Origin of the sequence: Pseudodesulfovibrio thermohalotolerans, assembly GCF_021353295.2 — a bacterium.
Taxonomy (GTDB): Bacteria; Desulfobacterota; Desulfovibrionia; order Desulfovibrionales; family Desulfovibrionaceae; genus Pseudodesulfovibrio; species Pseudodesulfovibrio thermohalotolerans.
In genome coordinates this window covers 2,544,598-2,568,710 of sequence record NZ_CP120635.1, presented here as the reverse complement: position 1 = coordinate 2,568,710, position 24,113 = coordinate 2,544,598, and the positions used below count along the sequence as shown (strand labels likewise).

At 60.5% G+C, this 24,113-nt stretch carries 16 protein-coding genes; 2 read left to right on the top strand and 14 right to left on the bottom strand.

Annotated elements, in window-relative coordinates:
* Window positions 1-11: 11 nt before the first annotated feature.
* The 7 genes from LF599_RS12200 to LF599_RS12170 all read right to left on the bottom strand — a co-directional run bounded on the left by LF599_RS12200 (window position 12) and on the right by LF599_RS12170 (window position 13,245).
* Entirely contained in the window at window positions 12-1,292 is a 1,281-nt protein-coding gene (locus LF599_RS12200; RefSeq protein ID WP_269942212.1) for a (Fe-S)-binding protein, read from the bottom strand.
* Between the two features lie 9 nt (window positions 1,293-1,301).
* Window positions 1,302-2,687 carry an FAD-binding oxidoreductase gene (locus LF599_RS12195; RefSeq protein ID WP_269942213.1) on the bottom strand — a complete coding sequence of 462 codons (1,386 nt, stop codon included), beginning with the start codon at window positions 2,685-2,687 and terminating at the stop codon, window positions 1,302-1,304.
* 139 nt (window positions 2,688-2,826) lie between these two features.
* Window positions 2,827-4,536: an L-lactate permease gene (locus LF599_RS12190; protein ID WP_279520962.1), complete on the bottom strand. Its 1,710-nt coding sequence runs from the start codon at window positions 4,534-4,536 to the stop codon at window positions 2,827-2,829.
* A 108-nt stretch (window positions 4,537-4,644) separates the two neighbouring features.
* Window positions 4,645-8,235, bottom strand: a complete 3,591-nt coding sequence (gene nifJ, locus LF599_RS12185) for a pyruvate:ferredoxin (flavodoxin) oxidoreductase (protein ID WP_279520961.1) — start codon at window positions 8,233-8,235, stop codon at window positions 4,645-4,647.
* A gap of 348 nt (window positions 8,236-8,583) precedes the next feature.
* Window positions 8,584-9,138 (bottom strand): DNA-3-methyladenine glycosylase I, encoded by a 555-nt coding sequence (locus tag LF599_RS12180; protein ID WP_279520960.1) that lies wholly within the window; start codon window positions 9,136-9,138, stop codon window positions 8,584-8,586.
* A gap of 8 nt (window positions 9,139-9,146) precedes the next feature.
* Window positions 9,147-10,589, bottom strand: coding sequence for a sigma-54-dependent transcriptional regulator (locus LF599_RS12175; protein WP_279520959.1), 1,443 nt, complete (start codon window positions 10,587-10,589; stop codon window positions 9,147-9,149).
* Between the two features lies 1 nt (window position 10,590).
* Window positions 10,591-13,245 (bottom strand): hybrid sensor histidine kinase/response regulator, encoded by a 2,655-nt coding sequence (locus LF599_RS12170; RefSeq protein WP_279520958.1) that lies wholly within the window; start codon window positions 13,243-13,245, stop codon window positions 10,591-10,593.
* A gap of 275 nt (window positions 13,246-13,520) precedes the next feature.
* Between LF599_RS12170 and LF599_RS12165 the strand changes: the two genes are divergently transcribed.
* Entirely contained in the window at window positions 13,521-13,823 is a 303-nt protein-coding gene (locus tag LF599_RS12165) for a Dabb family protein (protein ID WP_279520957.1), read from the top strand.
* Between the two features lie 100 nt (window positions 13,824-13,923).
* Window positions 13,924-14,292 (top strand): hypothetical protein, encoded by a 369-nt coding sequence (locus tag LF599_RS12160; RefSeq protein WP_269942217.1) that lies wholly within the window; start codon window positions 13,924-13,926, stop codon window positions 14,290-14,292.
* Window positions 14,293-14,758: 466 nt separating this feature from the next.
* On the opposite strand, the gene nhaB is transcribed toward LF599_RS12160, so the two are convergent.
* The 7 genes from nhaB to LF599_RS12125 form a co-directional block, all read right to left on the bottom strand.
* Window positions 14,759-16,381, bottom strand: a complete 1,623-nt coding sequence (nhaB, locus tag LF599_RS12155) for a sodium/proton antiporter NhaB (RefSeq protein WP_279520956.1) — start codon at window positions 16,379-16,381, stop codon at window positions 14,759-14,761.
* Window positions 16,382-16,433: 52 nt separating this feature from the next.
* Window positions 16,434-17,855, bottom strand: coding sequence for a transferase (locus LF599_RS12150; protein ID WP_279520955.1), 1,422 nt, complete (start codon window positions 17,853-17,855; stop codon window positions 16,434-16,436).
* A gap of 92 nt (window positions 17,856-17,947) precedes the next feature.
* Window positions 17,948-19,423 (bottom strand): SLC13 family permease, encoded by a 1,476-nt coding sequence (locus LF599_RS12145; RefSeq protein WP_279520954.1) that lies wholly within the window; start codon window positions 19,421-19,423, stop codon window positions 17,948-17,950.
* Between the two features lie 27 nt (window positions 19,424-19,450).
* Window positions 19,451-19,972, bottom strand: a complete 522-nt coding sequence (locus LF599_RS12140; RefSeq protein ID WP_279520953.1) for a CBS domain-containing protein — start codon at window positions 19,970-19,972, stop codon at window positions 19,451-19,453.
* Window positions 19,973-20,282: 310 nt separating this feature from the next.
* Entirely contained in the window at window positions 20,283-20,621 is a 339-nt protein-coding gene (locus tag LF599_RS12135; protein ID WP_279520952.1) for a NifB/NifX family molybdenum-iron cluster-binding protein, read from the bottom strand.
* Window positions 20,622-20,630: 9 nt separating this feature from the next.
* Complete coding sequence (locus LF599_RS12130) at window positions 20,631-22,019, bottom strand: sigma-54 interaction domain-containing protein (RefSeq protein WP_279520951.1); 1,389 nt, start codon at window positions 22,017-22,019, stop codon at window positions 20,631-20,633.
* A 243-nt stretch (window positions 22,020-22,262) separates the two neighbouring features.
* Entirely contained in the window at window positions 22,263-24,068 is a 1,806-nt protein-coding gene (locus LF599_RS12125) for a methyl-accepting chemotaxis protein (protein WP_279520950.1), read from the bottom strand.
* Between the last annotated feature and the right edge of the window lie 45 nt (window positions 24,069-24,113).

The following is a 24,113-nucleotide window of genomic DNA, read 5'->3' as shown; positions in this document are numbered from 1 at the left end:
TTGTTTATCCGTTATAGGGAGTCGGCATAGAGCTCAATGACATGCTTGACGCTCATGTCGGCTCCTTTCTGCGAGAGCATGTCCGTGATTTGGAGCATGCACGCCGGGCAGCTGGTGGCAGCCACCTTGGCTTTGGACGCTATGATGTTGTCCGCCTTGCGGCCGCCGATTTCCTTGGACAGCTCGTAGTGGGCGATATTGAAGCTTCCGCCGCAGCCACAACAGGTGCCTGCGTCGGTCATTTCCTTAAGGTCGCACCCGGCCGCCTTGATGATGGCGCGGGGCTGGGCGGTGATGCCCATGGAGTTCTTCAGGTGGCAGGGATCATGGTAGGTGACGCTCTGACCGCCGGTGAGTTCCTTGGGTTCGACCTTAAGAATATCCACAAGGAACTGGCTGATGTCCATCGTTTTCCGTGCCATAACCCCGATGTCGTAGGTCCGGGAAGTGTCGCCCTTGTACATGTGGGGCCACAATTCCTTGATGGTGGAGGTACAGGATGCGCAGCCGGTGACCAGGTAGTCGAACTCGCCTTTCCTGAATTGGTCCACGTTGATTCCCACGAGGGAGTCGAAGGTGTCGGTGTCGCCGCTGGACAGGGCCGGGATGCCGCAGCAGGCCTGGCCTGCGGGCATGAATACGCCCACTCCGTGGTGCTTGAGCACCTTGAGGATGGCTTCGGCCACCTGCGGGTAGATCTTGTCGAACACGCAGCCCACGTAGAAGGCCACCCGGAGTCCGGAGGAACCCGCGGGAGTGTCCAGCTCGGGGACGATCTTGCGGAAGGGCTTGCTCGCCAGGGTATTGAAGTGGCGGTCGCCGATGACGGGCGCATTGAACCGGGCGCAGGAGGAGCCGAGCATGTCGTCCACCTTCTTGGTGAAGACACCCTGGAACTTGGCGCCCATTTCGGTCAGGGCGTTGAACAGCTTGGGGTTCTTCAGCAGGCCGCGGAAGATGGCCTTCTTGGCCGGGGACAGACCGAAGTAGCCGGTCATGATCGCGCGGGCCTTGAGGAAGATGTCCATGACGGACACGCCGGACGGGCAGTTTGCCTGGCAGGTTCCGCAGAGCAGGCAGCGGTTCAGCTTCTCGTTGACGCCTTCCGGGTCGGTCAGCATCTCGGAGGCCAGGCCGTCGAGCAGGGCAAGCTTGCCGCGGGTGACGTCGGTTTCCTTCCCGCTGAGCTTGAAGATGGGACAAACAGCCTGGCACATGCCGCAACGCATGCAGCCGACCAGCTGATCGTCCAGTTCCTTGAACATTTGTGCGAGTTTATGGATATCGGCCATTTTAGTCACCTATTCGGCGCCGATGATCTTATCGGGGTTGAGGATGCCCTTGGGGTCGAGGACGGACTTCATGCGGCGGGCGTAGGCCAGGGTCGCCTTGGAGGTTTCCTGAGCCATGTACTTGGACTTGGCCAGACCGATGCCGTGTTCGCCGGACAGGGTGCCGCCCATGGACAGCGCCTTGTCGAAGATCATGTCGATACCCTTTTCCACACGTTCCCACTCGGCCTTGTCGCGCTTGTCGGTCAGGATGGTGGGGTGCAGGTTGCCGTCGCCGGCGTGGCCGAAGGTGCCGATGGTCAGGTCGAGCTTCTTGGCGATTTCTTCCAGAGCCTCGATCATGGCCGGAATCTTGGAGCGCGGCACGGTGGCGTCCTCAAGCACGCAGGTGGGCTTGAGGTTGGCCAGGGCGGGCAGGGCGTCACGGCGGGCCTGCCAGACGGCGTCGCGCTCGGCGGCGTCCTTGGCGACCTTCAGCTCGGTGGCGCCGTTTTCCTTGCAGATGCGCTCGACCACGGCGGCTTCGTCTTCGACCTGAGCGGGGTGGCCGTCCACTTCGATCAGCAGCAGGGCGGCCGCGTCGACGGGCAGGCCAGCGCCACGGAAGTTCTCGACCGTGCGGATGGTGAAGTTGTCCATCATTTCGAGGGTGGCCGGGACGATCTTGTTGGCGATGATGGAGGCCACGGTTTCGGAGGCGGCCTTCATGGACGGGAACACGGCCATCATGGACTTGGCGGCCTGCGCCGGAGGCACGAGCTTGAGGATGATCTTGTCAAACACGCCCAGGGTGCCTTCGGAGGCGACCATCAGACCGGCCAGGTTGTAGCCGGTGACGCACTTGACGGTGCGGGAGCCGGACTTGACCAGTTCGCCGTTGACGTCCCAGAAGTCCATGCCCATGACGTAGTCCTTGGTCACGCCGTACTTCAGGCCGCGCAGGCCACCGGCGTTCTCGGCGACGTTGCCGCCCAGGGTGGAAACGGCCTGAGAGCCCGGATCCGGCGGATAGAACAGGCCGCGCTTGGCCACTTCGGCGGCGAACTGGGCGGTGACAACGCCCGGCTCGACCACGGCGTACATGTCTTCCTCGTTGATTTCGAGGATGCGGTTCAGGCCGTTGGTCAGGACGACCACGCCGCCCGGATGGGGGATGGTGCCGCCGGACAGGTTGGTGCCCGCGCCGCGAACGGTCAGGGGCAGGCCGTTGTCGTTGCAAAGCTTGGTGATGGCGCCAAGGGCCTCGCTGGTCTGGGGGCGAACCACCAGGGCGGGCATGACGGAATCCAGAACCGCGGCGTCATAGGAATAGGCGTGACGGTCGGTCTCGCCGGTCATAACGTTTTCGGCACCGGCTATATTTTCAAATTCTTTAATGATGGCTTCTTTGGTCATGATCGACTCCTAAGAAAAATGCTGATCCCCGGTGCTATGCCCGGGGTTGGTTGCGTTTTGGTTGGGGCAGGCTGACACTTTTGGGTCGTTGGGGGGGGGGAGGCGGATGGAATGTCCGCCTCCCCGTATTCCACTTGTTTTAGAACAGGCCGGGCAGGAACACGAAGCTCATGAGCGACGCGACGATGCCCACAACTATGCCGTACAGCAGGAAGGGCCATACGGTGCGTTTCAGGATAGCGCCCTCCATGCCGGACAGGCCGACAACGGCGCAGACAGCCACGATGTTGTGGATGCAGACCATGTTGCCCATGCCGCCACCGACGGCCTGTGCGGCCACGATGATCTGGCGGGGCAGTTCAAGCTGCGAGGCGACGCCCCACTGGAATTCGGCGAAGAGCAGGTCGGCCACAGTGTTGGAGCCGGTGATGAATGCACCGAGACCGCCCACGAAGGAGGCGAACATGGGCCAGGCGTTGCCGGTGATGGCGGCAACGGCCTTGGCCAGCGCCAGGGGCATGGACGGGTAGTTGTTCGGGTTCAAGGCCGCGTCGGCGATGCCGGAACCGCGGAAGATGGAGACCAGGGCGACCGCCGCGAACAGGGCGATGGTCGGATTTTTCATGGTCGCGATAGCCTGGGACCAGGCGAGCTTGACCTTGGCGCCGGGCATCCCGTGGATGAACACGGTCAGCAGGGCGACCAGGGTGAACGGAATGGTGCCGGGCAGGTACAGGTAGGCGATGGAGGCGCTGACGCTCTCGAAGCCGAGGATGTTGGTGAACTTGATGGCCTGACCGGCGAGCATGGACTTGAGACCGAGTTCGGGGATGCGGGTCACGACCAGGATGACGCCGATGAGGATGTAGGGCAGCCATGCCTTGAACTGGCTCATGTGAGCCTTGAACTCGGAGGCATCGGCGGACACGGAGCCGGTCCAGTCGGCTTCCCACTTGGACGGGTCGCCGAAGTTCCAGGTGGTCTTGGGCATGCAGAAGCCCTTCTTGGCGCCGATGATGATGATGCCGAGGCCTACCAGACCACCGATCAGGGACGGGAACTCGGGACCGACGTTCCAGGCGAAGAACAGGTAGGGGACGGTGAAGGCCACGGCGGCGAAGATGCAGAACTTCCAGGCGGCGAAGCCGGACTTCCAGCTACGCTCGGGACCGAAGAAGCGGGTGATGAAACCAAGCATGAAAATGGGCAGGATGAAGATCATGCCGATGTTCATGACGGTAGCCCACTGGCCGACCAGCATGATGAAGTCGCCCATGTTGGCGAAGTTCACGCCGGGGGCTCCGGCCTGGACTGCGGCTTCGACACCGGGGGTCAGGAACTTGAGCCCCAGGATGACGGGGGTGCCGACAGCGCCGAAGGTGACCGGGAAGGAGTTGAAAACCAGACAGATGATGGCTGCGGCCAGGGGCGGGAAGCCCAGGGAGAGCAACAGCGGGGCTGCCAGAGCGGCGGGGGTGCCGAAGCCGGCGGCGCCTTCGATGAACGCGGCGAACATGTAGCCGATGATAATGGCCTGGATACGCCGGTCCGGAGTAATATTCTGCATTCCGTACTGGATGGTTTCCATACCGCCGGAATGCTGCAGGGTGCGCAAGATCAGGATCGCGCCGAAAACAATGATAAGGATGCCGATGGCCGTCACGAACCCTTGCAGGGTCAGGGCGGCGACGTAGGCGACGGGCAGGCTCCAGGCCAGGACAGCGCCGGCGGCGGCGGTGAGCCACGCCAGGGGCATGGCTTTAGTGGCGGGCCAGCGCATACCGACCATGAGCACGAGCGCCACCAGGATGGGCAGCAGCGCGACCAATGCGAGCACTTCAATAGACATTAAACAAACCTCCATGGGTGTGAGGGGCTGCCTCACGTTTTAATGAATGTGCGGGGAGGGTTAGGCAGAAGCCTCCGCAACGCCCCTCCCCGCACATGCCTCTAACTCTTATCTGCCGTCATCGCAGGGTTCGCCGGAACCCGGAGCTTCGGCCGACACACCGGTTTCGCACGCAGCGGGCTCTTCCATATCGGCCTTGCTGTAGTCAGCATCGGCCATGTGGGTGAGGATGGCGTAACGATCGGCGTAGTCCTTTTCCAGTTTTTCGCGGAACGCCTTGGACAGTTCCGGGTGGAACCGTTCGAGCATGGCGTAGCGGTTTTCGCCGGACAGGAACTCCTGGAGGCTTCCGTCGGGAGCCTTGGATTCCAGGGTGAACGGATTCTTGCCCTGTTCGGTGAGTTCGGGGTTGAAGCGGTACAGCGGCCAGTAGCCGGAAGCGACGGCTAGCTTCTGCTCCAACTGGGTCTTGCCCATGCCCTTCTTGATGCCCTGGTTGATGCACGGGGCGTAGCAGATGACGAGGGAGGGTCCCTTGTAGGCCTCGGCCTCCTTGAAGGCCTTCAGCATCTGCTGCTTGTCCGCGCCCATGGCGACGGAGGCCACGTAGACGTAGCCGTAGGTCATGGCCATGCGGCCCAGGTCTTTCTTGCCGGTGCCCTTGCCCGCGGCGGCGAACTTGGCGATGGAGCCGAGCGGGGTGGCCTTGGAGGCCTGTCCGCCGGTGTTGGAGTACACCTCGGTGTCCATGACCAGGATGTTCACGTCCTTGCCGGAAGCGAGGACGTGGTCCACTCCGCCGTAACCGATGTCGTAGGCCCAGCCGTCACCACCGAAGATCCACACGGACTTCTTGGTGAACAGGTCGGAACCGGCGGCGATCTCCTTCAGCAGGGCGTCGTCGGCGCCTTCCAGGGCGGCCTTCAGGGTAGCGCCGGCTTCGGCGGAACCTGCGGCGTCGTCCTTGGCGGCCAACCAGCCCTCAAGGGCGGCCTTGACATCGCCGGTGGCGGAGGCGACGGCCTCTTCGCACTTGGCGATCAGGGTATTGCGGCGGTTGCTGACGCCCATCTCGATACCGAAGCCGAACTCGGCCGCGTCCTCGAACAGGGAGTTGCCCCAGGCGGGACCGAAACCGTCGCTGTCGGTGCAGTAGGGGGTGGAAGGTGCGGAAGCGCCCCAGATGGAGGAGCAGCCGGTGGCGTTGGCGATAATCATGCGCTCGCCGAACAGCTGGGTCAGCACCTTGACGTACGGGGTCTCGCCGCAGCCCGCGCAGGCGCCGGAGAATTCCAGGAGCGACTGCTTGAACTGGGAGCCCTTGACGGAGTCACGCTTGAAGGCGTTCTTGTAGGAGACCGTCTCGGTGAAGTCGAAGTTGGGCACCTCGGCGTCGGTCTGGGTGGCGATGGGCTTCATGACCAGCGCCTTTTCCTTGGCCGGGCAGATGTCGGCGCAGTTGCCGCAACCCAGGCAGTCCATGGTGTTGACCTGCATACGGTAACGCAGGCCCTTGACGTCCTTGCCCTTGGCGTCGACGGTGGCGAAGGAGGCCGGAGCGTTCTTCATCTCATCGTCGGAGACCAGCACCGGGCGCAGGGCGGAGTGCGGGCAGACGAAGGCGCACTGGTTGCACTGGATGCAGTTGTCGGCGATCCACTCGGGGACCTTGATGGCCACGCCGCGCTTTTCGTACTTGGAGGTGGAAAGCGGCACGGTGCCGTCCACGGAGAACACGGAAACCGGCAGGTCGTCGCCCTTCTGGGCCAGGACCGGACGCATGATGTTCTTGACGTAATCGGGCTCGTCGGTGTCGGCCTTCGGGTCGTCGGCCAGGTCGGCCCAGGAGGCCGGGATGGCGATCTCGACGATGGCGTCGGCGGCCTTGTCGACGGCGGCGCAGTTCATCTCGACGATCTGCGGGCCCTTCTTGCCGTATGCCTTGTCGATGCCGTCCTTGAGCAGGCTGACGGCCTGTTCGAAGGGAATGACGTCGGCCAGCTTGAAGAAGGCGGTCTGCATGACCATGTTGATGCGGCCGCCCAGTCCCACTTCGCCGGCGATCTTGACAGCGTCGACGGTGTAGAACTTGAGGTTCTTCTGCGCGATGGTGCGGCGCATGGCGGCGGGCAGCTCCTTGTCCATCTGGTCGGCGGTCCAGGAACAGTTCAGCACGAAGGTGCCGCCGTCCTTGATGCCGTCGAGGACGTCATACAGGTGCACGTAGCTCGGGTTGTGGCAGGCCACGTAGTCGGCCGAAGTGACCAGGTAGGTGGACTGGATGGGGGAGTGGCCGAAGCGCAGGTGGGAGATGGTGATGCCGCCGGACTTCTTGGAGTCGTAGGCGAAGTAGCCCTGCGCGTACATGTCGGTGTTGTCACCGATGATCTTGATGGCCTGCTTGTTGGCACCGACGGTTCCGTCAGAACCGAGACCCCAGAACTTGCACTGGACGGTGCCTTCAGGGGTGGTGTCCAGGGTCCCGGTCGTGACGAGGGAGGCGTTGGTGACGTCGTCCTCGATACCCACGGTGAAGTGGGACTTGGGAGCGTCGGTCGCCATGTTGTCGAACACGGCCTTGGCCATGGCGGGCGTGAACTCCTTGGAGCCCAGGCCGTAGCGGCCGGCGGTGACGACGGGGCCGTTGCCCTGTTCCAGGAAGACGGTGCTGACATCCTGGTACAACGGATCGCCCAGCGCGCCCGGCTCTTTGGTGCGGTCGAGCACGGACACGTACTTGGCGGACTTGGGCAGCACGGCCAGGAAATGCTTGGCGGAGAACGGACGGTACAGGCGCACCTTGATGAGGCCGACCTTTTCGCCGTCTTCAACCATGTGGTTGACAACTTCCTCGATGGTCTCGCAGGAGGAGCCCATGGAGATGACGACGCGTTCCGCATCGGCGGCGCCGACGTAGTCGAAGGGCTTGTAGTTGCGGCCGGTGAGGGCGGAAACCTTGTCCATGTACTCTTCCACGATGGCCGGGATGGCTTCGTAGTAGCTGTTGGAGGCTTCGCGGCCCTGGAAGTAGATGTCCGGGTTCTGGGCGGTGCCGCGGATGTCCGGATGCTCGGGGTTCATGGAGCGGTTGCGGAACTCGGCCACCTTCTCCATGTTCAGCAGGGGCTTCATGTCTTCGTAGTCGATGGTCTCGATCTTCTGAATCTCGTGAGAGGTGCGGAAGCCGTCGAAGAAGGAGACGAAAGGCACGCTGGCCTCGATGGTGGCCAGATGGGAGACCAGGGCGAGGTCCATGACTTCCTGGACAGAGGCGGAGGCCAGCATGGCGAAGCCGGTCTGGCGGCAGGCCATGACGTCCTGGTGGTCGCCGAAGATGGACAGGGCGTGGGCCGCGAGGGCGCGGGCGGACACATGGAAGACGCAGGGCAGCAGTTCGCCGGCGATCTTGTACATGTTCGGGATCATCAGCAGCAGGCCCTGGGAGGCGGTGAAAGTGGTGGTCAGCGCGCCGCCGGCGAGACCGCCGTGCACGGCGCCCGCGGCGCCTGCCTCGGACTGCAGTTGGCGGACCTCAACGGTCTGCCCGAAAATATTCTTGCGGCCTTGTGCCGCCCATTCATCCGCGATCTCGCCCATGGTGGACGAGGGCGTGATGGGGTAGATGGCGGCGGTTTCACTCATGGCATAGGCCACCCAGGCGGCGGCGGTGTTGCCATCCATCGTTTTCATCTTGGACATTAGATTCTTCTCCTAATTGGGGTCGTCGGATTTTTAGGCGTCCGCAGCGCGGACCCTTTCCTTTGAAGACACTGACACTACTCAACATTCGTGCCAACTTTGTGAAAAAGCAAATCAGCCGTACTTTCAGCATGTTATGGAAAAGCAGACGAGAAGGAGGGGGCGTGTCGGACACGAAGTCGAGTCTGAAAAATAGGACGGAAAAAATAATATGGATATGATAAAATCACGGACCACGGGGTTTCCCGCCCAAAAAACTGGTTCGAGAAACACGAAAAAAGGACTGTCCAAAAAAACGGACAGTCCGGAAAAGCCCATGATACGGGGAATATGGAGTGGTCAGCCCTGCTAAATGACGGCCCAGGGCGGTCCGGCTTTCAGGATTTTTCGATGTATCGGGCAGGACTCCGCGTGAGCGCCTTTGAGGTAGCCCGAACTCATGAGGAACTCGCCCACTATTTCACCGCCCACGAATTTGAAGCGGCTCTTGAAGAGTTTGACCCACTCCTGTTTGTCCAGGGGGTGATGGGCGTCGAGCCACGCCTTGAAGGAGCCGTATTCGCGTTGGAGTTCCAGCACGGCCCCGGCGTTGTGGATGGCGGCGTCGATCTTGAGCCGGTTGCGGATGATTCCGGCGTCGGCCAGGAGCCTAGTCCGGTCCGATTCTCCGTAGGCGGCCACGGTGGGGATGTCGAATCCGTCGAACGCCTTGCGGAAGTTCTCTTCCTTGTTGAGGATAGTTCGCCAACTCAGTCCGGCCTGATTGATCTCCAGGATGAGCAAGGCGAACAGTTCGTTGTCGTCCACAACCGGGAAGCCGTACCGGGTGTCGTGGTAAACGCGGTCCAGGTCGTCAGCCGCCCGGGCGGCGCAGAGGTCGCAATAGGTGGCGAAGTCGGCCATACCGTCTCCTAGAGAGACAGGCCGTACTTCTTGAGCAGGCCGTAAAAGTGGGAGCGGGAGAGCTTGGATACTTCGAGAATGCGGGACAGGTCGCCGTCGCACTGGCGGATAAGTTCGCCCAGGTAGACCTTCTCGGCGGTGCTCTTGAAATCGCGCAGGGTGGGCAGTTCCTGTTCGAAAATGTCTTCGAAGATGTCCTGTCCGATTTTTCGGACTGGTTCCGTGTAGCGCGGTGCGCGGGCTTCTTCCTCGGGGGCCGCGTTGGTCATGCGCTCGATCTGTTCCTTGGCCACCCGAATGCGGAGTTCGCGCGGCAGGTGCATGGCGTAAAGCGTCTTTTCGGTGCCCGATGTGACCACGGCCCGTTCCAGGATGTTGAACAGCTCACGCACGTTGCCGGGCCAGTCGTAGTTTTCCAGTGCCGGATGGAAGTCCGATCCGAAGGATTTGAGCGGCATGGAGTATTGACGGCAGAGCTGGTTGACCCGGTAGGTGGCCAGGGACTTGATGTCTTCGGGGCGTTCCCGAAGAGGCGGCAGGTGGATGTGCATCGTCTTGAGGCGATACAGCAGGTCGGAACGGAACGTTCCCTTTTCGACCATGTCGTCCAGGTCGCGGTTGGTGGCCGCAACCAGCCGGAAATCACTGGTCTGCTCGCGGGTATCGCCCACCGGGCGGAAAGTGCGCTCCTGCAGAACGCGCAGGAAGGCCTTTTGCATGGACAGCGGCATTTCGCCCACCTCGTCCAGGAACAGGGTGCCGCCGTCGGCCAGTTTGACCAGGCCGATGCGGTCGTTCTGGGCGCCGGTGAAGGCTCCTTTGCGGTGTCCGTACAGGGTGGATTCCAGCAGGGATTCCGTAAGCCCCGCGCAGTCCACCACCACGAAATTGCCGGTCTTGCGCTTGGAGTTGGCGTGGATGGTGGAAGCGAACAGCTCCTTTCCGGTGCCTGTTTCGCCTGTGATGAGCACGTTGGATTCGGACCGGGCCGCCTGGGACAGGAGGTTGAAGCTGGTCTTGATGATCGGGCTTTCTCCGACCACGCCCTTCATCTCCAGATCGCCGTCGCCGTCGCGGCCCCGTTTTTCCTCATGGTATTTGAGGGCGCGGCCCAGGGTCAGGGATATTTCCCGGATGCTGGACGGCTTGAGCAGATAGTCCCAGACGCCGCCCCTGATGGCCAGTTCCGCGCCGTCGGGATCGCCTTTGCCCGTGAGGATTATCACTTCGGGCGGGTCGGGCAGGGCCATGATGTCCGGCAGGATGCCGAGGCCGTTACCGTCGGGCAGGCGCACATCCAGGAATACCACGTCGAAGGCTTTCTTGCGCATCATCCGCAGCCCGGAGTCCAGGGTATGGGCCGAGGCGCATTCGTGCGGCAGCCTGCTAATCAGGCTCTCCATGGTTTCGCAGACCTCAAGGTCGTCGTCTATAATCAAGATGTCCGCCACGTTATTCCCCTTGCGCTTCGTTGTTCAACACGGTGTTGATGGCTCTGGACAGGTCCTTCTTGTCGTAAGGTTTGATAACCACGAGACGGATGTTCGGCAAGTCCGCGGCCGCGGATACGGCATCCTCACGTCCGGAAATGAGGATCACGGGCAGGTCGGGTTCAATGTCCGCGAGCCGTCTGGACAGTTGGGTTCCGCTCATGCCGGGCATGTCGTAGTCCGTGATGACCAGGTCGAATTCGCCTGGCATCTCCTTGACCAGCCGCATGGCCGAGAGCGGGTTTTCCAGTCCGTCCACGAAGTAGCCCATGGTTTCGAGAAGGCGCGGCGTGGTCTGGAGCTGGTCGACGTCGTCCTCAACGAACAGGATGCGCGCTCCGAGGTTGCGGGGTTCGCCGGAAAAGTCCACGTCGCCGCACAGGTCCTCGTCCCCCTTGGGCAGATAGATGGAGAAGGTTGTCCCGCCTCCATCGCGGGGGGCGACCTGAAGGCCGCCCTTGTGGCTGTGTACGATGCCGTGGACGACTGCCAGTCCCAGGCCCGTGCCCTCGGTCTTGTCCTTGGTGGTGAAGAACGGGTCGAATATCTTGTCCACGATGTCCTGTGGAATGCCCGGTCCGTTGTCCTCCACCACCAGCCGGACATATTCACCGGGGGCCAGCCCGAGCATGTCCGCATCCTCGCGGGAGAGTTCGGCCTGGTCCAGGCGGACCTCGATGACCCCGCCCGCCCGACGCAGCGCATGGAAGGAGTTGGTGCAAAGGTTCATGACCACCTGGTGGATCTGGGTCGGGTCTGCGTAGACGCAGGACAGGTTTTCAGCGATGCGCGAGCGGACCTCGATCTTGCGGGGCATGGAGGATTCAAGGAGCCCGAGGGCCTCGGTGATGACCCCGCCCACGTCGGTAGGCCGGAATCCTTCGGTGGAGGGGCGGCTGAAGGCCAGTATCTGCTTGACCACGCGGCCGCCGCGCCGGGCCGCCTTGAGCACCCGTTCCAGGTCTCGCGTGGTCATGGATTCCGGGTCCAGGTCGCCCACGGCCAGCTCGGTGGAGTTGATGATGCTGGTCAGGATGTTGTTGAAATCGTGGGCGATGCCGCCGGCCAGGGTGCCGATGGCCTCCATTTTCTGGGATTGCAGCAATTGCTTCTCCAGATTCAGTTCGGTGGTGATGTTGTCCACCATGGAGAGGACGCCCACGATCTGGCCAGAACGGTCGTTGATGGGGACCTTGGTGACTTCGATCCAGGCGAGGTTGCCCTTGGCGTCCGCCAGTTTCCGCCGTTTCTTGCGGAACGCCTGGCCCTTGCCGATGACGGACTTGTCCGCCCCGGACGCCCAGGAGGCGTAGTCCAGATCGGGGATAACGTCGTAGGTCGTCTTGTGGACGATGCCCGAACCGTGTTCCAGGCCGAAGAATTCCGAGAAGGATCTGTTGGTGCCGAGGAATTTCCCCTCGGCGTCCTTCCAGGTGACCAATTGCGGGATCGTATCCATGATCGTCTCCTGGAAGGCGAGCTGATCCTTGATCTTTCGTTCGACCTTGCGTCGTTCGAGCATGGTCACGGTCAGGAAGATGAGAATCAGCACGAGCAGGACGAAGCTGACCATGATGGTCCAGAAGAGCTCCTTGGAAAGCTCGTAGAATGCCTTGGGCGCGTTGATAATGCGGCTGCCCTCTGGCAGCAGGTCCATGTTCAGCTTGAGCCGCTTCATCACTGCGTAGTCGAATATGTATTCCCCGGTGGTCTCCCGGAATACGGGAATGTCGTCCGCATCCTTGCCGTCCAGGATTTCCAGGGCGACGGCGGCGGCCTTTCGGCCGTGCATGTAGCCGGACAGCATGTTGCCGCCCACGGCGCCGTTGCCCGCCAGGAATTCCCAGGCGGTGTAGATGGGCACGTGGGATCGGGTCGAAATGACCTGCATGACCTCTTCAGCGGTCAGAAACCGGCCGTCGATAACCTGGTAATAGGGAATGAAGAAGAGGAAGGTGTCGTGAGGCAGGATCGCGACCCTGTCCACTACGTCCTTGAGCGACATGTCGGTCCAATATTCGACAGTCAGCGGTTTCTTGTAGCGGCTGAGCTGATTCCTGACCTGGCGTTCGATGGCCGATCCGGTCGTGGAGGAGTCGTCGACCACGACAATGCGCTTCTTGTCCGGATGCAGGCGGAGGGCCACGTCAACGGTTTTGGACAGGTCGAAGATTTCAATGACGCCCGTGGCGTTGTCCGAATCCGTGTCGTCGGTGTGAAGGAAGTTGACCCCGCAGAAGACCAGGGGGACGCCGGGAAAGAGGATGTCCCGGTATTGCATGGCGAAGGAGTAGGCGTCGTTGTCCGAAGTCATTATGAGGTCGAACTTTTCGTGCTTGAACTTCTCCTTGTACAACCGCAGGAGCATGTGGGTCACGTCGTCGTAGTTGTACCGCTTGGCGTCCATGTACTCAATTTGCAGATCGATTTTGTAATGGCTGTTGTCCAGGACCGAGCGGATGCCGCGCATGATTGCGTCCGACCACTGGTAGCCGTGGTGGTAGGAATTCAGGCAGAGCACGCTTTTCTTGGGCTTCTCGACCGCGCCTTGCGCAGCCCGGACAGGCATGGCGCAGAGGCAGGACAGGAGCAAGGTCAAACAGAGTATTTTTCGCATGGTGGTTCTTTTTGGCATTTCTCGTGCATAAGTAAAATCGCATAACCGCAATGCCACGATACATGCAAGGGTCGGGCCTTCGGCCGCCAAAGTCAAGGCGTCGCGGTTCGGGACAGTCGCATCATTCACCGGAAAAACCGTCAAGGGGATGATTTATAATATGAACTGGGGTGACAAAACGGAAAACCATGCTTATCATGACATGTGTAAGCAAGTGTCTATTCGAGCCGCTCTGTCTATCTAATTAGAATAGTTGAACTTCAAGGAGAATCCAAGTGGTCAGACATATTGTTATGTGGACGTTGAAGGATGAAGTCGAAGGTCATTCGGCCGCCGAGAACGGCGCGAAGATGAAGGAGATTCTTGAGGCGTTGAAAGGACGCATCGAGGGGCTCAGGCACATCGAGGTCAGCGTGGACATCGTGGCCGCCGATCCCGAGTGCCATGTGATTTTGTGTTCGGAGCACGACGATGTCGATGCCTTGAACCACTATCAGGATCACCCGGAACACCAGGCCTGTGTCGCTTTTGTGAAGAAGGTCGCCTCCGGCCGCAAGGCCGTTGACTACGTGATCTAAGATGTCTGGACCGGAGAAATTCCGCAAGGCCGATGCACGAGGGGTGAATCCTAACCAACGCGGCTTGAGAGGGAAGCAAGCCGACGCCAAGGAGGATGCCATGTCCATGCGTTTTGACCAGGAACGGAAGCGGATTATCTGCCGCTGGGAAGAACCCACCAAGGTGGTCATGAACAAGAAGGAAGGGTTTATCAACCGTTCCAGAATGATTACCGTCAAGGTGAACGACAACGGCAAGTTGAACAGCAAGGATCGTAAGCGTCATGCGGATCATCCCATGTTTCCGATCATTCGCCGTTTCAACCAGATGTTGAACTCCATCGAGTGCTACCCGAAGTGCGAAAATGCACAAATGTGTGCGGTTTGCGGAACAGTGCACGGGGTAAGCCCTCATTTTGACACCGACCGCCAGTCCATTGTCTGGCTGTGCAAGGAGCATCTGGACAGTTCGCCCAAAGTGGACGCCTAGAGAACCTGTTGCCCGGCCCGGGCCGACCGCCCGAGCCTGCTCTCGTCCGGAAAAACGGACAAAAAAGCGCACTCGCATTGGCGGGTGCGTTTTTTTGTCCGTTTTCCCGGACAGGCGTTAGGCGGACGGAGTGTGTTCGCTCATCGTTTTTCGGGCATGTGCGTTCATGGATGCCCTGCGCAAGGATCGGGCGTTGTATTGCCGGAGGAGCCCCATGGATTGGAAAGCTCCAAGAGGAAAGTGATCGAATGGAGGTTTTGCCTTGGTCCGAGCGTGCGATCGGCGTGAGCCGCGTTGAGCCGCCGAGATGATGGGGGTGCTGTCCCGGCTGGGTTTCATGCTGTTCGGGGAGGCAATCAAGGTGGGAGGGGCGGGATGTGGCAGTCATTCTTTTCGGCGGAGAGGCCAAAGAAAAAGGCCCCGCGCGATGCGCGGGGCCTTTGGCGTTGTCGTTATTCCGGAGGGCCTACCAGGTGATGAAGTAGGTGGCGGCCAGGCCGGTGATGGACATGGTGATGGTGTAGGGCAGCGCCAGGACGACCATGCGGCCGTAGGACAGCCTGATGACCGGGGCCAGCGCCGAGGTCAGCAGGAACAGGAAGGCGGCCTGTCCGTTGGGGGTGGCCACGGACGGGATGTTGGTGCCTGTGTTGATGGCCACGGCGAGGTGGTCGAACTGGTTCATGGTTTTGGCGACCGTATCCTGGATGTCGGCGGGCAGAGCGGCGATGACGTCGGCTCGGGCCAGATGCGGGTCGGTGAGCTGTTTCATCAGGGCCACGCCGTCGGTGACGCCGGGAATGGCGGACAGGACCTGTGTGAAGTGCATCTTGGTTTCGGAGATGTAGACGGTCGCAACGAAGACGTTGTCCGAAATCATGGAGAGCAGGCCGTTTGCCGAGTAGTAGGCGGCCAACTGGGCCTGGCCGTTCAGGCTGAGGACCAATTGCATGACCGGGTCGAAAAGGTGCTGGTCGTGGATGACGCCGACGATGGCGAAGAAGACCACGAGCAGTGCGGTGAAGGGCAGAGCCTCTTCGAAGGCCGGTCCGAGCTGGTGTTCGTCGATGAATCCGTTGAAGGCGGTCAGGAAGACGATGACGGACAGGCCGATGATGCCGACTTCGGCCAGGTGCAGGCCCAGGGCGACGATAAGCCAGACTCCGACCAGGGCCTGGACCACGAGCTTGGCCTTGCCCTGGATGCCGCGCTTGGATTCCATCTCGATGGCGGTTTCAAGCAGGTGGGAACGAATGTTGCCTGGCATTTGCGCGCCGTAACCGAAGAGATGGAATTTCTCCACAGTCACACAGGTCAGCAGGCCGACCGCCAGAACGGGCATGGAGACATGGGCCACGTTGAGGAAGAAGGGTATGAAGTGCCAGCCCATCTCAGCGCCGATAAGCAGGTTCTGAGGCTCGCCCACGATGGTGCAGACGCCGCCCAGTGCGGTGCCGACCGCGCCGTGCATCATCAAGTTGCGCAGGAAGGCGCGGAACTCAGTCAGCTCGGCACGATCCCTCTCCTTGACCGTCTCGTCGGAGCAGAGGTCGTGGGTACAGGTCATGTTCTTGCCGGAAGCGAACCTGTGGTAAACGTTGTAGAATCCGTACGCCACGGCGATGATGACGGCGGTGACGGTCAGGGCGTCCAAAAATGCGGACAGGAACGCGCCCGCGAAACAGAAGAGCAGCGAGATGATGATCTTGGACTGCACGCGGGTGAGGATGCGGGTGAAGGTGTATTGCAGGAAGTCCTTCATGAAGTAGATGCCCGCAACCATGAAGATCAGGAGCAGGATGACCGGGAAGTTGTTCAGGGCTTCATGATACACCGTGGCAGGTGAGGTCATGCCCAGAATGATTGCTTCCACGGCCAGCAGGCCGCCCGCGGGCAGCGGGTAGCACTTCAGCGCCATGGCCAGCGTGAAGATGAACTCGGCGATGAGGACCCATCCCGCGATGAATGGCCCGGCCGTGATCATTAGGATGGGGTTGATGATCAAAAAGGCGACGATGGCCAATTTGTACCAGTTGGGCGCGCTTCCGAGGAAGTTTTTGCTAAAGGCCTGGGTCAGTGTCTGAGGCATTGTCGGATACTCCTGATGATTGGATTGCCGGGATCTGTCTCGTTTGCAAGAACTAGTCCCCAATGGTCATTGTCGGATACATGCCCGCATCCTGGCCCGATTGGAAAGGCTGAAGGATGTTGAAGGCTGCATCCCTTGTCTTTTGGGCATGTCCGCGGGTCTTGTCGGACCCGTCGAAATATGCACCATTTTCTTCGCGAATATGGTCGATACGGTGTCTGAACGCCTCGACGAAAGCCTTGCCGTCGCCCGTGAAGGTGGCGGCGCCGAGGGTGACATTCGAGGCTTTGGCCAACTCGTCCAGGTTGATGCACTGGGTTTCAAGGTCGGCCTGCGACGTGATATAACCCCAAACGGCAGAGTTGTCAGGGATTATTATGCATTCTTCCGCATCAATTATGGTGTGGGGCATGACTATGGAGTCGCGGCCAATGGTTATGGGGCAATCCTGGCGGCCGTGAACAAAGGAGTTGAAGCCCACAAAGACGTTTTCGCCAACGGTGGTCCAGACGACCTTGCCGCCGTGGGCGGTGACGTTGTTGCCCTTGTATATGGAATTCTGGATGTAGCAATTCTCCTGGGCGTTGGAACCCTTGCCGATGTAGGAGTCCTCTATGTGCGCGCGCTGCACGATGAGGGCGTTTTCGCCCACTTCGCATTTGCCTTTGATGACCGCGTATGGGGAAACGTAGGCCGTTTCAGGGACGTCGAAGTCGGTCTCCGGCCGGGCCGTGGAGTAGATGGGCACGAAGTCTTCCTTGTATTCGTCCACATAGTCCACGAACTTGCCGGTCAAGTATCCGTTTTCGTCCAGCTTGACGTATTGCTCGATCACGCCTTCCGGGTAGAGGTAATTGAATTCGAAGAGGTTGTTGGCCTTGATCCAGACGCGGCCGGGCTCGACCGTAATCCTGGAAAGGTCTCCGGCCTGGACGTATGCGAAGTCGCCGATGACGCAGTTGTGCATGATGGAGAGATCGGCGGTGGCGAATGCTCCAAGGTAGACCCCTTCCAGCGTGGTCCCGTGGATGTTGGAAAAGTGCATGGCCGTCGAGTTCAGGATGCGGAAGACTTCGGGCGTCTCGGGATTCTTGGAGTTGTTGTGGACCAGGGTTTTGACCAGGAATGAATTGATGATGCGGATGACCTCGTCGTAGAAGAGCTTGGTCTTTACCCCGTTGAATTCAACCACGTCGCCTTTGCGTTTGAGTTCGTCGCCCCGCACATTGGATTTGTAGAGAACCGAGTGGTCGACTTGGGTTTTCCCGAGAAAATAGGTGCCGGCCAGGTTGGAGTGCCTGAATTTGAAACTGATGGGGTGGTCTTCGGTCAGGGCGTAGAAGGCGTAATAGAGCAGGTGGCGTTCACGCGGGATGCAGTTTTGAAGGATGGTCCGGACGTCTATTCCCATGGGCTTGAGGTTGACGTTGACCCTGGACGTTATGTGATCGAATACGGCTTCGAGTTTTTTCATTTTGCTCCTTGTGGTGCTGTTTGTTGCGCAAAACGGCTGCCGCGCATAGGCGCGGCAGCCGTTTTATTACTGCAATTATACTCCCTTGATCGTTAACCCCCGACGGGAAGCGTGATGGGCATACCCATGATCGGCCAGAGGACCAGGACGGCGAGGCCGACCACGACCATGAGCAGCAGGGACGCCGGGATGCCCCAGCCGAAGAATTCACCGGTGGTGAACTGGCCGGAGTCGTAGGCGATGGCGTTGGGAGCCGCACCCACCAGGAGCAGGAAGGGCATACCCGCCACGACCAGCGAGGCGTACAGGATGACTTCGGGAGCCACGCCCAGGTAAGGGGCGATGACCAGGGCCACGGGAAGCGATATGGCGATTGCCGCCACGTTCATGATGAAGTTGGTCATGATCATCACGAAGAAGGCGATGGACATGACAAAGACGAACCAGTTCGCGTCCTGGAACATGACCAGCCAGTTGACGGCCATCCACTTGGCCGCGCCGGTCTGCCACAGACAGAAGCCGATGGACATTGCGCCCGCGAAGAGCAGGATGATGTTCCAGGGGATGTCTTCCAGGTCTTTGAGGTCCAGAATCTTGAAGACGAAGAAGAGAACGGACGAGCAGAGGATGATGGCGGTCTTGTCCACGGCCTTGAGCGCCGGGACAAAGGCCCGCAGGGACATGATGAGGATGACGGAGCCGACGATGATGGCCGCCATGATTTCGGCGCGGGTCAGGCCGCCCATCTTGGCGTTGAGTTCGCGGGCCTTTTCGCGCAGTCCGGGAATGCGGTCCTTTTCGGGCTTGCAGACGATCATGAAGAAGCCCCAGAGGAGGAAGGTCATTGCCCAGCCGATGGGGGCCATGTAGTAGGTCAGCTCGAAGAAGCCGACGTCGACGCCCACAATCTCCTTGAAGAAGCCCAGCGCCACCGCGCCGCGGGCCGCGCCGAGCAGCGTCACGATGGAGCCCGCGCCGGCCACGTAGGCCATGCCGATGAACAGCCCCTTGCCGAACTTGGTGGGCCGGTCGCCTTCGCCGTAGAGGGCGTAGATGGCCAGGAGCAGGGGGTAGATGGTCGCGGCCACCGCAGTATGCGCCATGATGTGCGTCAGGGCGGCGGTGACCACGAACACGCCGAGATAGATCATCGAGGTGCGTTCACCCACGATGTCGAGCATCTTGTACGCCAGCCGCTTGGTCAGGCCGGTCTTGGTGAAGACCAGGCCGATCATGATGGACGCGAAGATAAAGAGGACCGACGGGTCCATGAAATCCTTGAAGGCCTCGTTGGCCGTGCGAACGTGGAACATGACCTGCAGGATGCCGATCATCAGTGAGGTGATGCCGATGGGCACCACTTCGAACACCCACCATGTTCCGGCCAGAAGGAAGACCGCGATGGCCCCCTTGGCCTCGGGGCTCAATATGAAGTGCTCGCCCTTGGGGTCGATGGCGTCCGGCCAGGCCGGGGAATAGTAGACGATGGCGAAAAGAAAGACGCCGGTGAGCATGAATGCCAGGCGTTTCCAATCGAAGGCGGATTTTGCAGTGCTTGCTGTCTCCATGAGAGTCTCCTCGCTGGACCGAACGGCCTAGTCGGCTTGGGCGCAGGTATTCATGCGGCCGATGATTTCGTTGAAGACGTCCGACATGCGCAGGACGCCGGTGATCTTGCCGTCACGACGGACGATCAGCGGCTGGGGCGTGCCGATCATGTACATGTGCACGCCATGTTCGAGGTCGCTGTCTTCATCCAGGTAATGGTCCTCTTCGGGGACGTGCATGGCGTCGGTGACCTTGATTGCAACGCCGCGGGCGCAGATGTTGCTCAGGGTGTCGGCCCAGAGGTTGAACTCCTTGAATTGCTCGGCGACATACCGATTGGAGAGAGTGTCGCTGTCCAGGTTTTTCTTGAAAAGTTTTTTGTAGTTGGGTTCCAGTGCGGTGATGATGCCGGTCATGGTCAGGACACCGGCGAAGGCGCCGCTTTCGTCCACGATGAAGATGTCCCGATGAGTACCGCCCTCAAGCGCGGCGGCCACGTCTCCGAGCGTGGCGTCCGTGCTCAGCGTCCGGTAGTCCCCCACCGGGGTCATAAGCTCTTTGACTTTCATGTATTCCTTCCTCCCAAGAAGTACTGTTGACACATTGCGGCGACTCCCCCTCTGCCAAGAAGCAGGTCGCTGCGTTGAAGTGAACACAGCCTCGAACCAGTTGACCGACGCCGACCCCCATCGGTGTAACCTCGTGATCGAATCTCGCAGTCTAAAACGATCAATTGGCCCGCGTTTCTATAGATAGCAATTGGTTCTTTGCGTCAAGCGTATTACGTGAAACTTTTCGCAAGGACAAAATGAAACGTTGTGGAACGATTTTGGAACAAGCTTTTGTCTCAAATTGAAACAAAGAGAAACGAATTGGACGTCAGAAATAATATTGACCGGGAGAAAGCTGACCGGCGAGGTAGGCTTCCAGGATGGGGTCAACAGGGCCGCAGACGTTGTCTATGACCTTGATCCCTTTGCGCTTGAGAAATTCGAAAACCTCGTTCTCCATGCCCGCGCAGATGATGGTCTGGATGTTTTCGGCCATGACCAGTCTGTACATGGCCTCGGCCGACGGCGTTTCAAAGCTGATGACACGTTCGTTCAGGGTGCCCATTGCGCTGGTTTCCCGGGTGATGGAAATGATGAGCACCTCGGGGGCGAGGTCGAAGCGGGGGGACAGTTCGTCGTCCATGATGGGGATGAGGATGTTTTCCATGAAGGCCGCCTATTCGATGCCGAAGTGTTTCATCTTGCGCCACAGGGTGGAGCGGCCCCAGCCGAGCAGTTCGGCGGCCTTGGACTTGCGGCCGCCGGTTTTGACCAGCGCTTCCATTATCATTTTGCGCTGCACGTCCTCCCATCGTTCGGGCGGGGCGGCCAGGACCGCGCCCGTTTCCACCGGCCTTTGGGGGATGGACAGGTTTTCGGGCAGGTTCGGCGCGTGGAGCATGTAACCGGGCAGGTGGCGCATTCGGATGACGTTGGTGTCACAGAAGTTGACCGCATACTCGATGAGATTGCGCAGCTCCCTGATGTTGCCGGGAAATTCATAGGAGCGCAGCAGGGTTTCCACGTTTTTGGAGAAACGGTCGACCTTCTTGCCGTAGCGGACCTGGAACATCTTCAGGAAGTGGTCCAGGAGAAGGAGCAGGTCTTCGCCCCGTTCGCGCAAGGGCGGCAAGTGCAGTCGGATGACGTTCAGCCGGTAGAGCAGGTCGCGCCGGAACCGTTTTCGCCGGACCATGTCCTCCAGGTCGTAGTGGCTGGCGGCCATGATGCGCACGTCTGTATGGACAACCTTGGTGGAGCCGATGGGCCGGACGGCATGGTCGTCCATGTAGGCCAGCAGCTTGGTCTGCAAGGGCAGGGGGAGGTCGCCGATTTCGGTGAAGAAGAGCGTACCGCCGTGGGCCATGCGCAGTCTGCCCGGCTTGGCCTGGTCCGCGCCCGGCAGGGCGTTTTTGGTGTGCCCGAATAGTTCGGACTCCAGCAGCGGCACGGGCAGCGCGCCGCAGTTCACCTTGACGAAGGGGCCGTCGCGGTCGGATTCCTTGTGGATCTCCTCGGCCAGCATGTCCTTGCCGGTGCCGGTTTCTCCGGTGATGAGCACCGGGGAATCCGTCTGGGCGATGGACGGGGTCATGGAGAATATCTTGCGCACCTCGGGGCTGCGGCCCACCAACTCGCCGAGCCCGGAAACGCCGCTGACGATCTCGTCCAGGGCGTGGATCGATGCTGGCATCAGGGTCTCTATGACCCCGCGGATGGAGCCGTCGTCGGCCACGAGCGGCGCCAGGGTCAGGTGGATGCTGAGTTTTTCCCGGTCGCGATTGATGATGTTCGTCTCCAGGGTCCGGGTCCGCTTGTCCGTCCAGCCGCTCCGCATGGGGCACTTTCGCATACAGTAGTCCGAGCGCAGGGCGTGTTGGCAGCGGATGCCGAGAACCTGGTCGCCGTTCACCCCGGTCAGGGACTCGTAGTTCCTGTTCACGGCCAACAGCGTGCCGTTCCTATCCATGATGGCCACGCCCAGTGGCAGCACGTCCAGAAGGGCGGCAAGTCCCTGCTTGTTCGATAGGTTGCGTATCAGCGCTGCCGGGTCGGCTATGGCCATGGATGTCCTTCGGTTGAACGATTTTTCACAAGCCAGTGAACCATAATGAAACGTCGCTTGGATGACAAGCGGGGATGCCGTGTCGGCTGGGCCTTTTGGCGATTTCTGGAGTAAAAATATCGGAATGCGCGCCGCTCACGGTGCTGGCATGGAGGGCCTGCCGGAATAATGGGCCGGAGGCCGGGCGAAAAAAAAGGCGCGGGGGATGCCCGCGCCTTGGTTGTTTTTGTCGCATGTCCGCCGCTAGTGGGCGTTCATTTCCTCGATGAGCTTATGGAGCTGGTTGGAGAGCTTGGCCAGCTTGTTGATGGCTTCGGCCGACTGGTTCATCCCTTCCGCCGTTTCAGTGGCGATGTGGTTGATGTCGTCCACGGCCCGGTTGATTTCCTCGGAGGCGGCGGACTGCTCCTCGGCGGCGGTGGCGATGGACTGTACCTGCCCGGAGGTGTCGTCGGCGAATTTGACGATGGAGTCCAGGGCTTCGCCGGAGCTGTTGGCCAGGCTGGTGGCTTGTTCCACGACCTTGGCCGCGTAGTCCACGCTTTGGATGTTGGCGGTCGCGGCGTCCTGGATGACCTGGATGGCGTCGCCGACCTCCTTGGTGGCGGCCATGGTTTTTTCCGCGAGCTTGCGGACCTCGTCGGCGACCACGGCGAAACCGCGTCCCGCCTCGCCCGCACGGGCCGCCTCGATAGCGGCGTTGAGGGCCAGGAGGTTGGTCTGGTCGGCGATGTCCTCAATGACGTTCATGATTTGCCCGATGTCCGTGGTCTGATTGCCGAGCTGGTCCATGGACTGCTTGAGGGTGGAGGTCAGGTCGTGGACCTCGCGGATGGCGTCCGTGGCCTTGCGCACGATCTTGGCCCCTTCCTGGGCCTCGGTGCGGGCATTGGCCGCTGATTCGGCGGAGTTGGAGGAATTGCGCGCCACTTCGAGAACCGTGGCGTTCATTTCCTCCATGGCCGTGGCGGTCTGGGTGGTGCGGTCGCGCTGGACCTCGGCCCCCTTGCTTACCTGTTCGGCCTGGGCGGAGATTTCGTCGGCGGCCGAAGTGACCTGCTCGGCGATGAGGGAGGCTTCACCCGCGATGCGCTTCATGGTGGTCAGCAGTTGGTTGGTTCGGGCTTCCTGGGCCTTGGCGTCTTCCATGGCCTTTTCCGCCACGCCCTGAGCGTATTCGGCTTCGTCCTGCTTCTGGGCGGCTTCGAGCATTTTCGCCCTGAGGTTGCCGACCATGGTTTGAATGGCTTCCTTGACGACGCCCAGTTCGGCCGCGAAGTGTCCTTCCGGCTCGGCGTCGATGTCGCCGTCCGCCACGGACTTGGCGTAGGTGCGGATGCGGAAGAGCGGGCCGACAATGATGATCTTGACCAGGAACCAGACCAGGACGCCCACGGCCAGGAGCACGGCCGTGGTTTCCAGGGCTGCGTACAATTCGGACGAGAATACGCTGGCGTTTACCTCGTCCAGAGATGTGATGATTTCGAACGCGCCGTGAATCTCGCCTTCCTTCCAGCCTTCCTTGACGCCGCCGACGGGATCGCGGTCGCCTTTGTTGTCGCCGTGGCAGTACAGGCATTCCTTGGTCAGGCGGATGGGGCGGAAATAGCGGATTTCGTTGTTCTCGATGAGGATTTTTTCATTCAGGTTCTTGGCCTTGAGTTCGGCCAGCACCTTTTCCTCAATGGGCGTGGGTTTGTTGATCGGGTTCCTGGGGGCGACCTTGGGGACCCGGAAATTGTAATTCAGATCCTCGGCCTTTTGCTTGGCGATGTTGATGGCCGTGATGACCGGGATGGATTCGAGGAGTTTTTCCTGTGTGTCGAGCTGATCGAAGGGGACCATGATGCCCATGTTCAGCTTCTTGGCCATTTCGTTGCGGGCGGCCTCGGCCATGAGAATGAGTGCCCGGCTTTGCTGGACGATGCCGCTTTCGGCGTCGTTGCGGATCTGGATGGCCTGGTGGACGGACAGTACGGTAGCGACGATGACCGGCCCGAGCAGGGCCAGGGCCAGCACTTTTAACTTCAAGCTCAAATTGGCGAACATTGGATCCTCAACGTCTTTGAATGTATTGACAAGAACAGTATCGGC

Coding starts and splice junctions, on each gene's coding strand:
- LF599_RS12145 (WP_279520954.1), bottom strand. CDS start 19,423: ATGGAGACAGCAAGCACTGCAAAATCCGCCTTCGATTGGAAACGCCTG.
- LF599_RS12150 (WP_279520955.1), bottom strand. CDS start 17,855: ATGAAAAAACTCGAAGCCGTATTCGATCACATAACGTCCAGGGTCAAC.
- LF599_RS12135 (WP_279520952.1), bottom strand. CDS start 20,621: ATGGAAAACATCCTCATCCCCATCATGGACGACGAACTGTCCCCCCGC.
- LF599_RS12130 (WP_279520951.1), bottom strand. CDS start 22,019: ATGGCCATAGCCGACCCGGCAGCGCTGATACGCAACCTATCGAACAAG.
- LF599_RS12190 (WP_279520962.1), bottom strand. CDS start 4,536: ATGTCTATTGAAGTGCTCGCATTGGTCGCGCTGCTGCCCATCCTGGTG.
- LF599_RS12200 (WP_269942212.1), bottom strand. CDS start 1,292: ATGGCCGATATCCATAAACTCGCACAAATGTTCAAGGAACTGGACGAT.
- LF599_RS12170 (WP_279520958.1), bottom strand. CDS start 13,245: ATGCGAAAAATACTCTGTTTGACCTTGCTCCTGTCCTGCCTCTGCGCC.
- LF599_RS12160 (WP_269942217.1), top strand. CDS start 13,924: ATGTCCATGCGTTTTGACCAGGAACGGAAGCGGATTATCTGCCGCTGG.
- LF599_RS12180 (WP_279520960.1), bottom strand. CDS start 9,138: ATGGCCGACTTCGCCACCTATTGCGACCTCTGCGCCGCCCGGGCGGCT.
- nifJ (WP_279520961.1), bottom strand. CDS start 8,235: ATGTCCAAGATGAAAACGATGGATGGCAACACCGCCGCCGCCTGGGTG.
- LF599_RS12140 (WP_279520953.1), bottom strand. CDS start 19,972: ATGAAAGTCAAAGAGCTTATGACCCCGGTGGGGGACTACCGGACGCTG.
- LF599_RS12125 (WP_279520950.1), bottom strand. CDS start 24,068: ATGTTCGCCAATTTGAGCTTGAAGTTAAAAGTGCTGGCCCTGGCCCTG.
- nhaB (WP_279520956.1), bottom strand. CDS start 16,381: ATGCCTCAGACACTGACCCAGGCCTTTAGCAAAAACTTCCTCGGAAGC.
- LF599_RS12195 (WP_269942213.1), bottom strand. CDS start 2,687: ATGACCAAAGAAGCCATCATTAAAGAATTTGAAAATATAGCCGGTGCC.